This window comes from Pseudomonas mandelii (genome assembly GCF_002251635.1).
GTDB classification, from domain to species: Bacteria; Pseudomonadota; Gammaproteobacteria; order Pseudomonadales; family Pseudomonadaceae; genus Aquipseudomonas; species Aquipseudomonas mandelii_B.
In genome coordinates, this window is record NZ_NMOJ01000050.1 from 40,259 (window position 1) to 54,138 (window position 13,880).

Annotated in this window: 11 protein-coding genes and 1 pseudogene; 5 read left to right on the forward strand and 7 right to left on the reverse strand. The window is 46.2% G+C overall.

Annotated elements, in window-relative coordinates; all coding sequences use genetic code 11:
- Nucleotides 1-319: 319 nt before the first annotated feature.
- The 5 genes from B7L09_RS31295 to B7L09_RS07590 form a co-directional block, all read right to left on the reverse strand.
- A complete protein-coding gene (locus B7L09_RS31295) occupies nt 320-520 on the reverse strand; it encodes a hypothetical protein (protein ID WP_141213433.1) in 201 nt (66 codons plus the stop codon).
- A gap of 591 nt (nt 521-1,111) precedes the next feature.
- The gene (locus B7L09_RS07575) at nt 1,112-1,648 is read right to left on the reverse strand and encodes a carboxymuconolactone decarboxylase family protein (protein WP_010461393.1); all 537 of its coding nucleotides are present in this window, start codon (nt 1,646-1,648) and stop codon (nt 1,112-1,114) included.
- A gap of 1,159 nt (nt 1,649-2,807) precedes the next feature.
- Complete coding sequence (locus tag B7L09_RS07580) at nt 2,808-3,344, reverse strand: carboxymuconolactone decarboxylase family protein (protein ID WP_010461393.1); 537 nt, start codon at nt 3,342-3,344, stop codon at nt 2,808-2,810.
- A gap of 1,245 nt (nt 3,345-4,589) precedes the next feature.
- Nucleotides 4,590-5,135: a carboxymuconolactone decarboxylase family protein gene (locus B7L09_RS07585; RefSeq protein ID WP_010461395.1), complete on the reverse strand. Its 546-nt coding sequence runs from the start codon at nt 5,133-5,135 to the stop codon at nt 4,590-4,592.
- 92 nt (nt 5,136-5,227) lie between these two features.
- The gene (locus tag B7L09_RS07590; protein WP_010461397.1) at nt 5,228-5,764 is read right to left on the reverse strand and encodes a carboxymuconolactone decarboxylase family protein; all 537 of its coding nucleotides are present in this window, start codon (nt 5,762-5,764) and stop codon (nt 5,228-5,230) included.
- Nucleotides 5,765-6,120: 356 nt separating this feature from the next.
- Between B7L09_RS07590 and B7L09_RS07595 the strand changes: the two genes are divergently transcribed.
- Nucleotides 6,121-7,083 (forward strand): LysR family transcriptional regulator, encoded by a 963-nt coding sequence (locus tag B7L09_RS07595; protein WP_081853955.1) that lies wholly within the window; start codon nt 6,121-6,123, stop codon nt 7,081-7,083.
- Between the two features lie 547 nt (nt 7,084-7,630).
- Here the strand turns inward: B7L09_RS07595 and sdhC are convergent.
- On the reverse strand, nt 7,631-8,005 hold the full coding sequence (gene sdhC, locus B7L09_RS07600) for a succinate dehydrogenase, cytochrome b556 subunit (protein ID WP_010461401.1): 375 nt from the start codon (nt 8,003-8,005) through the stop codon (nt 7,631-7,633).
- A gap of 76 nt (nt 8,006-8,081) precedes the next feature.
- Nucleotides 8,082-8,947 (reverse strand): annotated as a pseudogene (locus B7L09_RS07605) (patatin-like phospholipase family protein).
- A 1,042-nt stretch (nt 8,948-9,989) separates the two neighbouring features.
- Between B7L09_RS07605 and B7L09_RS07610 the strand changes: the two are divergent.
- From B7L09_RS07610 to B7L09_RS31955, 4 genes are all read left to right on the forward strand, one after another.
- A complete protein-coding gene (locus B7L09_RS07610; protein ID WP_010461405.1) occupies nt 9,990-10,667 on the forward strand; it encodes an OmpW family outer membrane protein in 678 nt (225 codons plus the stop codon).
- Between the two features lie 452 nt (nt 10,668-11,119).
- Nucleotides 11,120-12,493: a beta-propeller fold lactonase family protein gene (locus tag B7L09_RS07615; protein ID WP_010461407.1), complete on the forward strand. Its 1,374-nt coding sequence runs from the start codon at nt 11,120-11,122 to the stop codon at nt 12,491-12,493.
- Between the two features lie 150 nt (nt 12,494-12,643).
- Nucleotides 12,644-12,925 carry a PA2433 domain-containing protein gene (locus tag B7L09_RS07620; RefSeq protein ID WP_010461409.1) on the forward strand — a complete coding sequence of 94 codons (282 nt, stop codon included), beginning with the start codon at nt 12,644-12,646 and terminating at the stop codon, nt 12,923-12,925.
- 533 nt (nt 12,926-13,458) lie between these two features.
- Nucleotides 13,459-13,734 (forward strand): beta/alpha barrel domain-containing protein, encoded by a 276-nt coding sequence (locus B7L09_RS31955; protein WP_010461411.1) that lies wholly within the window; start codon nt 13,459-13,461, stop codon nt 13,732-13,734.
- Nucleotides 13,735-13,880 lie beyond the last annotated feature (146 nt).

Sequence of the window (13,880 nt, forward strand, 5' to 3'; positions counted from 1 at the left end):
AGATAAGTAAAATAATACCAATAATTAAAAAAGTTACTAACCTCAGGCTTACATCATTACATTTTTTGTATTTCCAGGCCAAATTGATCAATAAAACATCTAATAATTGGCTGGCGAACTTCTACCTCTAAACATAGACCCTCTCATCATTTCCGCCGCATGAGCTATCCAATGCCGGCACTCAATACTACGCGCGATACTACCGGCAGAAACTTGCCCAAAACCCAAGAACGCTCCGCCATTGACCATCAAAGTCAAAATTAAAACCACCCACAACTTATTAGCTTTCATAACGGCACCTCGGGGAACGTTGACCTTACTACCAGTTAAAGTTAACATGCTTGGTTTTTTTTTGGATTAAATCTGGGACACCGCGACCTTTGCCATTAGATCTGTAAAAGTCATGAGCCCCTTTGGCTTCCGATTCAACTACAGTTTTCCCTAGCGCAGGGTCACTAGCTAAATCCATCAGATTATTTTTTTGTGGGGCTTGGTTATCAATTTCGATAGTTACGTTCATTTTAATTCGCTCGACTGTATACGATCACATGAGTTAATTTAGTGCGCATCCGAATAAAAACAGAGCTATTTCAGTGCATTTTGTTGTGTTATTAATTCTTACTGCTTAAAACAAACAGTAACACCAGAACTATTGGACGATAACCCTTAAAATCTAATAAGGTTGATCTCACAATTCGAGAGGAATGGAGTCGGTGTGCCTTTAGCGCATGCACCGGAGCAGAGATAGCATCCTCGTACCGCCATCGCTTTAATCTCTTTCATCATTTAATCTGATGCCGATGTAGGAAGCGCCTCCTAGACTGATCCTGAGTGCACTGATCACAACGATGTCTTGAACGGTGGGATCGGTGACATTACTGACCTGTAAGTTCGCGGGTTTCGGTGAAGCGGTTGCCACATTTGCTTCGATTTCAGTGCACCTCAATACACGGAGCGAAAAAAGCAGTCATCACTGGTTTCGGAATAGGTTCCAATCAAGCGCAAGCAGCCACCCCCGTAAAGTAAAAACGGGACTTCGTTAACGAAGCCCCGTTGAGAACAGCAATCGAAGTCATCTGTAAAAATGATTTTTTTCAGACGACCGCATAACTTAGGCTGCTGTTACGCTAGGGAAATCGATATCGCTGTCAGCCATGTTATTCATGAAGTTCGTCAGAAGGAACTGCACTGCCAAAGCGGTGATGTCAATAATTTCTGGGTCTGTATAACCTCCAGCGCGTACAGCGGCGAGTTCCTGATCCGTTACTTTGCCACGGCGCTCTACCAGGTTTTTAGCAAACGTAGCTGCAGCAGCACGCTTTGGATCTTCGGAGCGACCTTGGCGATTCAAGGCGATTTCTTCGGCCGAACTTTTCACCAAGTTAGTTGCAATGTAAGTGTGCGCTTTCATGCAGTAATGGCAATCGTTAACCTGAGTCACAGCCAAAGCGATAGCATCACGGGTTTTTACGTTCAATGATTTGGACATCGCCGCCTGGAAACCGATGATACCTGCAAAAGTATCTGGGCTCGAAGCGAGCATACGAAACATATTTGGAATAAAACCAACTTGACTACCAATCGCATCGAGGGTGGCGTGGGTGCTAGCAGGAGCTTGGTCGCGAGTTGGGGTTGTAATACGTGCCATCTGTAGATCCTCTTTCAATTAGCCATTATTGGCGTGAGAAGAAGCTTATATTTTCGAGCCTATGTTGATAATCCCCCGATATCGGGAACCACTATTTCAGATTTCGAGAATTTTGAATTTAGAATTTATCTGCCATCATTGTATACAGATGACACACACGGCTTGCCGGAGGAGGTCAAAGGACGCCTTTGAGATATTCAGGCCTCTTATTTATTGTCCATTGTTGGTTACCGTTACGACTCTCGCAAAAACTCGGAGCTTGTGCAGCCAGTTTCCAACATTTGGTATTAATTCTCATCCCTATACTCTGAACATTGTCGTGCCTTACGACTCACACATGCGGTTTTTACCTTGAACTGATAGGACATATCCTGCATTGCCAGCAATCCGCCCAGACCACTGAATCAGATCTGGTGCATGAACGGTTTAATGTGCACCAGCACGATCCAGGCGTTTTCGTTCAGCGGTGCGTCTTACGCTATATAGAGGTCACAGGTGGAACCGATATAAGATCTTTGCATCGATCATCCATGGGTTGTGCACGATATGGCGTGCAGCCGTTTTTAAGGTGAGTCGTGCAGACTTCTCTGGCGTTGCGGCTCACCCGTACGATGCACTTGGTAGAGGTAAAAGCTCGGACCAACGGGTACTTGGTGGTGCCCAGTCCAAGGCAAAGATCGAGTTCGGTGCCGTTCTGGCGCGTCAGGCTTGACGTTGAACGTGTAGGCCGAGATGCAAACATGCACCAGCGGGCCTTAGATCAGGGCTTGTGATAGGAATGTAGGAGATATAACGCAAACGATCGGCAACACCTAGGCTGCAAGCTTCGGGGTCGTGAGTACCTCTCAGTCGAAGTCGCAGTAGACAACGCCAACCAGCAAGGTCAAAAGCGCAACCAACGAAAACGGAGGGGCGCATGCAGATCAACTATTTCATCGAGAGTGTCTTTCCAATGCATGACCACGCCAAATGCAATCACTGCCATAAGCAGGACGAACATGGAGCGTAAAAAGCAGTCAACATTGGCTTCGGAATAGGTTTTCAATCAAGCGCAAGCAGCCCCCCCTAAAGTAAAAACGGGACTTCGTTAACGAGGCCCCGTTGAGAACAGCAATCGAAGTCATCTGTAAAAATGATTTATTTCAGACGACCGCATAACTTAGGCTGCTGTTACGCTAGGGAAATCGATATCGCTGTCAGCCATGTTATTCATGAAGTTTGTCAGAAGGAACTGCACTGCCAAAGCGGTGATGTCAATAATTTCTGGGTCTGTATAACCTCCAGCGCGTACAGCGGCGAGTTCCTGATCCGTTACTTTGCCACGGCGCTCTACCAGGTTTTTAGCAAACGTAGCTGCAGCAGCACGCTTTGGATCTTCGGAGCGACCTTGGCGATTCAAGGCGATTTCTTCGGCCGAACTTTTCACCAAGTTAGTTGCAATGTAGGTATGCGCTTTCATGCAGTAATGGCAATCGTTAACCTGAGTCACAGCCAAAGCGATAGCATCACGGGTTTTTACGTTCAATGATTTGGACATCGCCGCCTGGAAACCGATGATACCTGCAAAAGTATCTGGGCTCGAAGCGAGCATACGAAACATATTTGGAATAAAACCAACTTGACTACCAATCGCATCGAGGGTGGCGTGGGTGCTAGCAGGAGCTTGGTCGCGAGTTGGGGTTGTAATACGTGCCATCTGTAGATCCTCTTTCAATTAGCCATTATTGGCGTGAGAGGAAGCTTATATTTTCGAGCCTATGTTGATAATCCCCCGATATCGGGAACCACTATTTCAGATTTCGAGAATTTTGAATTTAGAATTTATCTGCCATCATTGTATACAGATGACACACACGGCTTGCCGGAGGAGGTCAAAGGACGCCTTTGAGATATTCAGGCCTCTTATTTATTGTCCATTATTGGTTACCGTTACGACTCTCGCAAAAACTCGGAGCTTGTGCAGCCAGTTTCCAACATTTGGTATTAATTCTCATCCCTATACTCTGAACATTGTCGTGCCTTACGACTCACACATGCGGTTTTTACCTTGAACTGATAGGACATATCCTGCATTGCCAGCAATCCGCCCAGACCACTGAATCAGATCTGGTGCACGAACGGTTTAATGTGCACCAGCACGATCCAGGCGTTTTCGTTCAGCGGTGCGTCTTACGCTATATAGAGGTCACAGGTGGAACCGATATAAGATCTTTGCATCGATCATCCATGGGTTGTGCACGATATGGCGTGCAGCCGTTTTTAAGGTGAGTCGTGCAGACTTCTCTTGCGTTGCGGCTCACCCGTACGATGCACTTGGTAGAGGTAAAAGCTCGGACCAACGGGTACTTGGTGGTGCCCAGTCCAAGGCAAAGATCGAGTTCGGTGCCGTTCTGGCGCGTCAGGCTTGACGTTGAACGTGTAGGCCGAGATGCAAACATGCACCAGCGGGCCTTAGATCAGGGATTGTGATAGGGATGTAGGAGATATAACGCAAACGATCGGCAACACCTAGGCTGCAAGCTCCGGGGTCGTGAGTACCTCTCAGTCGAAGTCGCAGTAGACAACGCCAACCAGCAAGGTCAAAAGCGCAACCAACGAAAACGGAGAGCCGAATACAGATCAGCTATTTCTGGCTCTATGAGAAAGGGGCGGTGGCTAGCCACACGATTAAGCTGTTGAAGCAAAACGCCTTTATGTGACTGATCGCAAGAGAATCAATGCGATGATTACCAGCTTAGGTATGAGGAAGCGTATTACATCTAATGCCTTTAGACCGCCATACACCGCAGTGAATCATAGAGAGCCGACCATTGGCTAGAATGCTTCCAATGCTCGTTTTCATAACATCCTGCTAGACTATCGATTGGCATGACGAGACATCTATAGACAATATTTTTTATCCATTACAAGCAGTGATTAGATGGGTAGATTTTGATACGCGTCAATACGGCCCCAACATTTGGACCTTAGGAAAATCAATTTTCGTATCAAAAACATTATTAATGTAATTGGTAAACATATATTGAACACTTAAGCCGATGATGGACAATATTTCCTCATCAGTGAAACCTGCTTCGCGAATTAATTTGAGCTCGGCTTCAGCGACGTGCCCACGGGTAGTGACGAGTTGTTTGACAAACCGTCCCACTGCTGCCATTTTCCGATCGTTAGACATGCCCTGCCGGGCAAGTAATAGGTCGCTCGGGTACATTCCTCCAAAATTCATGCCTATGTACGTGTGTGTTGCCAAGCAATACAAACATGTATTTACCTCAGACACTGCGAGCGCGATCTGCGCGCGGAGTCTCGCATCGAAACTATCGCCCAACGACAGTTGCATTTTGTCCAAGGCAGTTAGCGCGCTAGGAGAAAGTGATGTCAAACGCAGCACATTAGGTACAAACCCAAGTTTTTTGTAAACGGCATCAAACGTAGGACGCACCTCCTCTCCTGCGCTGTCTCGTGTAGGAATTATAGTACGGGTCATTGCTACACCTCGATAGAATGTTTACTGGTAGCTTATCGAAAATGGTATATAGACACTATCGTTGCTACCGATTAAGCGGATTTCTCAGCTCGTTAGACTAATGTATCTGTCGGAAAATCAATATCGGTATCGAATACATTATTTATATAATTGGTTAGACTAAACTGAATTACCAGGCCAATAACCTCGATAATTTCTGCGTCAGAGTACCCTGCTTCCCGCACGCAAGCTATTTCATCCTCACTTACGTGCCCGCGCATTTCTGCGACTTTTGCAGCGAATTGAATGATGACTCGAATCTTCGAATCAGTCGACTGCCCTTTTCGAGCAAGTGTAATTTCTTCTGGGCTGTCTTTTGCCAAGTTTAAAGCAACAAAGGTATGAGCAGCCACGCAGTAAGGACAGCCGTTGACCTCCGAAACAACAAGCGCAATTCGCTCACGTGTTTTCAGGTCCAGTGCTTTCATTAACGGAGTCTGTATTCCTACCAACGCCGCGAGGGTTTTGGGGCTAATCGCGGTGAGCCGGTAGAGGTTCGGAAAAAAACCGAAGCGCTTCGCGATTGCATCCAGCGTTTCATGAGTCTCTGGTGGTGTGTTTTCCCGGCTGGGAATTTCAACGCGTGACATATTTTCCACCTGCAAGGGCTGTGTTGTGTTCGGTTTAGTCTATCGAGTCAAATAGCCGGTGATAACCAAGGAATTTTAAGAAGAACCATTTCAAAAAATGAGAGCAAAAGTCAATTGACGAAGGTGACATGCACGTCGCACCATAGCGTTCGGGCACTGCCTGGTCACGCAAAAAACGACTTTTGAGTTTAAAATGCCGAACAAAAGAGAGCCTCCAGAACACCTTAACTTCCTGTTAAAAATACATGATTATCCCGTATTTTGCATAAGTCAAACCTCACCTTTACTTACATAGAAGGTGACTGATAGGTTATTGAGCATTGCCAAAATGTGTTCTTTCTAAGAGGTTTAACAAAATGGATCGTCTTGAAGCGATGGCCATCTTGGTAGCTACGGTGGAGGCTGGGAGCTTCTCCGCTGCAAGTCGCAAGCTTTCTGTTCCGCTGCCAACGGTCAGTCGAAAACTCGCAGCATTAGAAGAGCATTTAGGGGTTCGGCTATTGATGCGCTCTACGCGTAGCCTGACTCTAACTGAAGCTGGATTGACCTACCTCCAGTCTTGTAAGCAGATCCTTGATCAGGTGACTGAAGCAGAGCGCTCCGCATCTGGCGAATACACAACACCTAGAGGTGAGCTGGTTGTTACTGCTCCTGTCGTCTTCGGGCGCCTTCATCTCTTACCAATCATTAATGATTTCTTGGCCTCATTTCCTCAAATTAATATTCGATTGATATTATCCGACAAAACAATGCACCTTGTAGATGATCATATCGATGCCGCCGTACGGGTCGGAAAATTACCGGATAGCAGCATGGTTGCCACTCAGGTTGGAACTGTCTGCCGAGTGGTATGTGCGAGCCCGGAATACCTTGCCAGTCATGGCAAGCCGAAACATCCCAACGATCTCACGGAGCACTCATGTGTCAACTTCGAGGGATTGCCCTCCGGTCCGATGTGGAGCTTCACTTCAGCTTCAACGCCGACGGATCTACTGACTGTAATAGTAAAACCTCGTCTTTCCGTAAACACCGCTGAAGCTGCTATTGACGCGGCCATCGCGAGTGTGGGACTAACTCATATTTTGTCATATCAAATTGCCCATGCCGTCGAACAACAAAAATTGCGATTAGTTCTTCGTGAATTCGAACCCACACCTATACCTGTTCATTTAGTTCATGCAGGTCAAATACCATTACCTGTTAAAACTCGTAGTTTTTTTGACTTCGTCGTACCACGCCTAAGAGCCGTCTTGCTCGGCGATAAAGACAGATTGCGGGTAGGAATGAGCACCTTGGTCCCTGAATACCCAGACCTATAGTTATTCAGGTGCACGTGATTGATGATGCCGCATAAAAGACCAGCAGTACTTATTACTGCTCGCCTCTTCTTTCACCTAGATAACAAACAAGAAAAATTGAGAAATTTAGATATACAACTGGGTGACCACCAACAAAACCAACCACACCAAACTTAGTTAGCAGCCCGATCTTTGATTCCATTAGTTCAATTAAGCCCAGTTTTTCCTATCAGGGAGCAATCACGGTTATTGCCTGATTATTGCGGCTGCCGATCGGGTCTCATTCATCGTACAGGTTACCAATCAATCCGATCATGAGATCCCCTTTCAGGATCTCGAACGGGAGGGTTACATATTGATCACAGTGGCCGGGCGGTGCCTTCTCATCATGCGGTGCGTTTTTCGCGTGGCCTTGGCAATTAAATCTTTGAACTACATTTGTGATCGCTTAAGGGATAGATCTACAGTCTCTTAAAATGGTGAGTTGCGGGACGATCTTCTCGCCGAAGGCAATTGATGGCGCCCCTTAAATTTTAGTTGGCATATCAATGTCATTACGTATCGTAAGCTACCAAATCCATAGTGCGCCAATGGCGATTAACAATCCAGACACTACTATGACGGTGATAGATCCGCGCTTGCTTCCCTCCAATGTATGCCCTATGCCTATGTCCATAACAAGGTGACGAATACCGGCGACCAAATGGTAAATAAATGAAGAATATACTACCCAGGTACTAATTTTACCGAAGGTTGAAGACAACATGCCTTTGATCTCGTTGAACCCTTGTTCTGAGTCCAGCGATTTAGCTAGTGTATAAAGCATCAGGGCCAGAAAAATGAAGAGTAGTATTCCTGAAATTCGGTGCAGAATTGATGTAAGAGCCGTAAGAGGAAGCTGAATGGTTCTAATATCAAGATTAACCGGCCGTTTCTTATTCATGTTCACTCCTATTAACAACGCTATTTTTGATTTGATTAACTGGGAGCTAACAACACTCTTGCCACCTCCCGCACACCTAACTAAAGTTATGGGTGTGTTCTTGCAATATATACGGTACTTCAACCCTCAACAACCCATTTTCCTCTGTCCATGATTGAGTAGACTGATAAGCCTGTTGCCATCGTTGACCGGTCCGGTTGAAGTCAAAGACCGAGTGTCCAAAGGGAAAAGCCGCGGAACCACATGTATAGCCGCCCGAGGGCTATACAACTCAATGTCTCGCACCAATTGACTCATGCTCATAAGATTCAGTGTGTGCAGCGCTAGCGCGAGCGACTTTTTGGGCGGGCCGGTGCTAGCGCTACCGAACCCGGTGGGTACCACCACGATCCGCGTTGCCCCTAGGGCAACCGCACTGGCAATTGGCGTATTGCTGGCTACGCCGCCGTCGATCAAGAACTTTTTGCCGATTCGCACGGAGGGAAACACCAGCGGAATTGCAGCACTGGCGAGCAAGGCCTGTTCAGCATTACCACTGGACAGAAGTTCTTCGGCGCCGCTGAGCAGATTGGTGGTGACAATATGCAGGGGTAGTTCAGTCTCTTCGATTAATTCGACCGGGAGAGATCTGCGCACTAAACGATGCAGCGCCGAAGCACTCAGCAGGTGACCGCGACCTCGCAGGACTCCTGTTTCGGTATCTGTCAGCGAAAATGGAAATACATCAGCCATGCATAGATTACGCCAGAAATCTACGAGCTCAGACACTCCCTGTGCATGTGGTCTAACAGCAAAATACGCGCCATTGACAGCGCCGACAGAAGCAAGAACCACCAAGTCGATAGTCACATCTACCTCGACGAGTGCTTGCAACATGCCAACCTGGACCGCACCGGGTATTCCGCCACCCGCAAGAACGAGTGCAGTTTTTTCAGCAGCCAAGGCATACCTCCGAAAAGAATCAATACGAGACGAAGCCGCATCAACCAGACTATGGATATTAGCTTATTTCTCGGATTATAAAATGCCCCTTAGAGCTCTGACCATAGAACTTTTAACCAATCTTTGAACTCCTCCCTAGCAAATCAGCAAGAAATTGAAAGACAAAATCATCGAAATACGAAATCGAATCATATACCAGTCCTTACTATTAGAATAACACCTTCCCTCCGAAGCAATAAAAAATCTATCGCAGTGCAGACTGCGCCAAATTCGCTGACCGCATCCGTACAGCCAATTCACCTATACGGATCATCTACTAAATTAAAAACGAGTACTTCTTCGTTTTCGCGTCAAAATTTAACTTGATCAAAATCACCTAGCTTCTGATTGTGTCGCTGGCCAGATCCGTGAAACTGGAGGTCAACCCTTCTCACGAATACGCAAACAATTACTTATGAACCCTCGTTCATCGACTATTCTCCTTAGCTTGATATGATTTTTCTCATAAGCACGGGTCATGCACATTGCCTGTACAAAAAGCATAATTTTGAAATCATATTGCCAAGAACGATGCTAGCGTGTTCACAAACACCATAACCCGACGTTGGCCAGCACTTTTAGCTACAAGAGCAATCTAGCTCCAACAAATAGATCACACACTCGGAGGCGCTTCCATGAAGATAACAAATAATCTCATGTTATCCACGAGCGACAATCTTTGCTGGTTGCGTCGCTTGAGCAGGTAACGTGTACAAAAAATCACTCTATGCATTAGGCTTTCTACTCGAATTGTACCTTCGATGCCTTTTGCTTTCGACGCCATCTTATGCCCGAGATATTACACAGGATACGTAATCTGAAATCCGCTGAATGTTTTTACATGATGATCCGGAAAGCTTGAGGATTTAGTGTTGTTGAAGAAGCATCTTACTAACACTCCAAAAGAAGGATAATTGAACAAGTGGATTGATTAAAAACTTATCGAATTTAAAAACCCACTCAATCTTTGCGGGAGCCCCCAGTGACTCTGCGGGAATCACATATGAATAAATATATCCTCATTGGACAACTATTAGCGTTCGCGATTGCCCCCGGTTTTGCTCGTGCATATGAAGCTGGCGACATCATCGTTCGAGCTGGTGCGATCACTGTTGAGCCGAACGAAGACAGTTCCGGCGTGAAGAGTCCGCTAGGCAATTTGGGGGGCAAAGCAACGGTTGACAGCGACACTCGACTCGGCTTCAATTTTGCTTACATGATGACGGACCATTTGGGTATCGAATTATTGGCTGCGACATTCAGCCACGACGTAGGGGTACATGGTCTGTCAGGTGATTTGGTAGGGCTAAATGGCGATCTCGGTGATATCAAACAGCTGCCACCCACTCTGAGCTTGATCTACTACCCGCTAGAAAAGAACGACGCGTTCCAACCGTATGCAGGTATTGGGATTAACTACACAGCTTTCTATGACACTCGCACCTCAAGCAGTGCTGAAGCCAAAGGTTACAGCAACCTTGACCTGGATAACTCTTGGGGTATGGCCGCACAAATCGGTCTCGACTACATGCTTGACGATCATTGGATGGTTAACGGTCAGGTGCGCTACATTGACATTGACACCAATGCCCATGTCGACTTGGCCGGTGCCGGAGACTTGAAGCTTAATGTAGATATCGATCCTTGGGTATATATGATCGCTCTGGGGTATAAATTTTAAGCCCATCCTGACAGTAGTCACCACAAGGGCCGAACTTCACGAACGTCTTCTTAACACTCCACCTCGCAGACCGTTACGCACTAAGTAATTCGAGCGATTCCCGCTAGGGGACGCGCAAAACGGCACAGTCGAGTTAGTCCATATGGAGCAAGTAATTGACTTGCATAGTCGACGCTGTCGTATAGGAGTTCATACGTATATTTTGAAAGTGTGCCGAAAAGGTAAAAATATTCATAACCCTCTCTCATTAATCTTTTTTCGAAGCTAACGAGTTTTCATAAGCACGGGTTCTACACATATTACCCCTACAAAAAAGCATATTTTTGAAAGTAATCAGCCTATAGCGATGCTAACGTCATCACACAAGCACTTTAGCTTGAATTTCAAAGCAACTGTTATCTGTAACGATAGTCTCATCCACACCAATAAATCGGTTACCTGAGGACGTTTCAATGACAATAACACCTAAACTCATTTTGTCAGCAGTGGCTATCTGTGTAAGCTGCAATGCTTTAGCGGACAGCGAGAAAAAATTCCTCTACACATTAACCAATAACATTAAAGAGAGCGAAAACACAGTTGCGCAATACAAGCGACTTAATGATGGCACAATTCAATTTATAAGATTCTATAAAACGAATGGCACCGGGATCAACAATGATACCCACGGAAAACTTGGACCGCAGGATAACGATTCGCAAATTATCGTCACAAATGATAAAAAACGACTTTATGCAGTAAACACGCATAGCAACAATATATCCGGGTTCAATATTAATAAAGATGGCACCCTGACCGATATTCCTGGTTCACCATTCCCTTCAAAAGGTATCGCACCGGTCAGTATTAATATTTCAGGAAACATCCTAGTCGCTGCTAACCGGAACGAGGACTATCATCAAAAAGCGAGCTTATCTGACCCTGAGGGAGCCAGTTACACTTCTTTTGAAATTCAGCAAAATGGAGCCTTGATGTATGCGGATAGCTTGAAGGTGCCTGGCTTCCAGAAACCTGCACAGATTCATGCATCCAAAACAGTAAAAAATTTATTTTTCGCCGATGAATTTCAGGTTGACGTTGATTTTGACGGAGATGGTAGCCGGTCATTTTTAGCCGGCCCTAAAAACAGTGTTCAAGGTCAAGTTAGAACCATGAGGGTCGACGACAAGGGAAAAATTACGCTTACGGACGTAGCCACACTACCAGAGACTATAGAGAACTATCTATACATTGGCTCGCCAGGTGTTCCCTCAATGCCATTAGGCATTTGGAGTCATCCATCACAAAACATCCTATATGCAGGGTTCGTAACGAGAAATCAACTGGGTGTATTTTCATACGACCACTTTGGGCGCCTCAAATTCGTAAATGCAGTAAACAATAGCGGTCAAGATATTTGTTGGGTACTGGTCAACAAGCAAGCGACGCGACTTTACACAGTGAACAACTTGCCACGCTTAAACACGCAGCAGACTGCTAGCACAATATCTGTTTATGACATTGCAGGCAAAAATGCCTTATCTCCTATGGAAATACAAGTCGTTGATGTTCCCATCCCTGGTGAGTCGTTCATCAACAACCGAAACTTACTACAGCCAGGGAGCACTTCATTCGAGATAGCGCTTTCACCTGATGAGGATTTCCTTTATGTCATCAACCAAAGAATCAATCAGACCGAGGAAAATACTAAAAAAACTGGTAACGCCATACATAGTTTTTCTGTCCGAAAGGACGGTTCGATTAAGGCAGCAGCCTCAGTCGACCTTTCAAAAGACGGATTTCCTTCGAACTCTAGGGCTCAAGGAGTCGTTGCGGTTGACCTCTAAAATTCAAATTTCGAGATAATCGCTTAATCATTTACCTGCTTGCTTTAAAACTCTATCGCGCCATAGCAATAAAGGCGAGATGGAAACCGTTAACATTTCAAAAACTGTTGGAATTTTTTCTGTAACCCATACTCATTACTGGAGCAAATCATGAAAAATAAATTCGCACTAATCATGTCGATTGCCATTTCCGCATTTTCAATCCAGTCTCAAGCTGCTGATAATTTGTGCGACGTCAATCTACAAAATATTGATGATATTCTACATACAGCCGGTCAGAACCTTGGAGGAGGTAAGGTAAATAATCTTGAGCAAGTAAAGATAGAAGCAATGAAAGCAAAAGAGGCCGGAAATATTGACAAGTGTATTGCCCTAACACAGCGCGCAATCACTAATATCGATAATTCTACTATGGGTGGAGGTCGAAACTAAACACAGCTTCATGATTTGGCGTGCAACCAGAGGCAAGCTGATGATAGCAATATATAATTTAAAGCGAGAAATTGCGTTAACCTCAATTCCACGCCAAATATCATTTAATTTTTCTATCCCGAATGTCGTGATATTCACCTAATCCGATCAGATGTTTAAAATACCAAGCTTCGAGTCGAGTCTTCACCCCAGCAAATGGGGCGTTTTCATCCCTCGTGCCCTTTTCCATACCGTTTCCCAGTCTGATCCTCAGTGACCTTGAACAATGTGCGCAGTACGCCAATCAGATCGAACAAGCTGGTCTGAGAGTGCTTCAACTGAACATCGGCGCTCCTCACGGTTAAGAAGGCACCAACGGCGCCATCGTCCTTGAACGCGGTGCAGCACGCATTAATGCCGTTCTTGTGCGTATCCGACGGGCCACGACATTACCGCGGTGGATCAAACTTACAGGTCAAAGCGGGGGCGTTGTCAGCCTTGCTCAGGCTGCGGTCAGATGCGGAGCCGACAGTGTTGTAACGAAGAGCCGCTTCATGGGCTTTCTGCCCGACCTGGAGATAGGTCTGCCCATGCTGGGCACCAGTGTCGCAATCGGTGGTGGCCGGACGCTACCGCTGACCACGCGCTGGCTGATGATGACTCGCAAGGCCATGGGCGACGATTACCCGCTGATGGCCACCAACAATGCTCGCAATGGACTGGACGTCGCGCGCTTTCTCCTATGGGGAGTCTGCGCCACAGAGATGACTTCGACGGTGGCGGCTACGACGTATTGTCCCGCGATGTGCAGGAACTGGAGGAATACGTAGCCACACGTGGCATGAGCGTCGAACAACTGTCAGGCAGTGCAGCTGATCAGGTCAGACCAATCAGCAGTAACCAGATCGGCCTGAGTGGTGGAAAGGCTTCGCCCTGGAGTGCCCAGGGTCTCCAGTCTGAAACGGCTTGGTCGCGA

Excerpts from the sequence above, each read along its gene's own strand:
- B7L09_RS07615 (WP_010461407.1), top strand. The coding sequence starts at position 11,120 with ATGACAATAACACCTAAACTCATTTTGTCAGCAGTGGCTATCTGTGTA.
- sdhC (WP_010461401.1), bottom strand. The coding sequence starts at position 8,005 with ATGAATAAGAAACGGCCGGTTAATCTTGATATTAGAACCATTCAGCTT.
- B7L09_RS07610 (WP_010461405.1), top strand. The coding sequence starts at position 9,990 with ATGAATAAATATATCCTCATTGGACAACTATTAGCGTTCGCGATTGCC.
- B7L09_RS07590 (WP_010461397.1), bottom strand. The coding sequence starts at position 5,764 with ATGTCACGCGTTGAAATTCCCAGCCGGGAAAACACACCACCAGAGACT.
- B7L09_RS07595 (WP_081853955.1), top strand. The coding sequence starts at position 6,121 with ATGGATCGTCTTGAAGCGATGGCCATCTTGGTAGCTACGGTGGAGGCT.
- B7L09_RS07585 (WP_010461395.1), bottom strand. The coding sequence starts at position 5,135 with ATGACCCGTACTATAATTCCTACACGAGACAGCGCAGGAGAGGAGGTG.
- B7L09_RS31955 (WP_010461411.1), top strand. The coding sequence starts at position 13,459 with ATGGGCTTTCTGCCCGACCTGGAGATAGGTCTGCCCATGCTGGGCACC.
- B7L09_RS07575 (WP_010461393.1), bottom strand. The coding sequence starts at position 1,648 with ATGGCACGTATTACAACCCCAACTCGCGACCAAGCTCCTGCTAGCACC.
- B7L09_RS31295 (WP_141213433.1), bottom strand. The coding sequence starts at position 520 with ATGAACGTAACTATCGAAATTGATAACCAAGCCCCACAAAAAAATAAT.
- B7L09_RS07580 (WP_010461393.1), bottom strand. The coding sequence starts at position 3,344 with ATGGCACGTATTACAACCCCAACTCGCGACCAAGCTCCTGCTAGCACC.
- B7L09_RS07620 (WP_010461409.1), top strand. The coding sequence starts at position 12,644 with ATGAAAAATAAATTCGCACTAATCATGTCGATTGCCATTTCCGCATTT.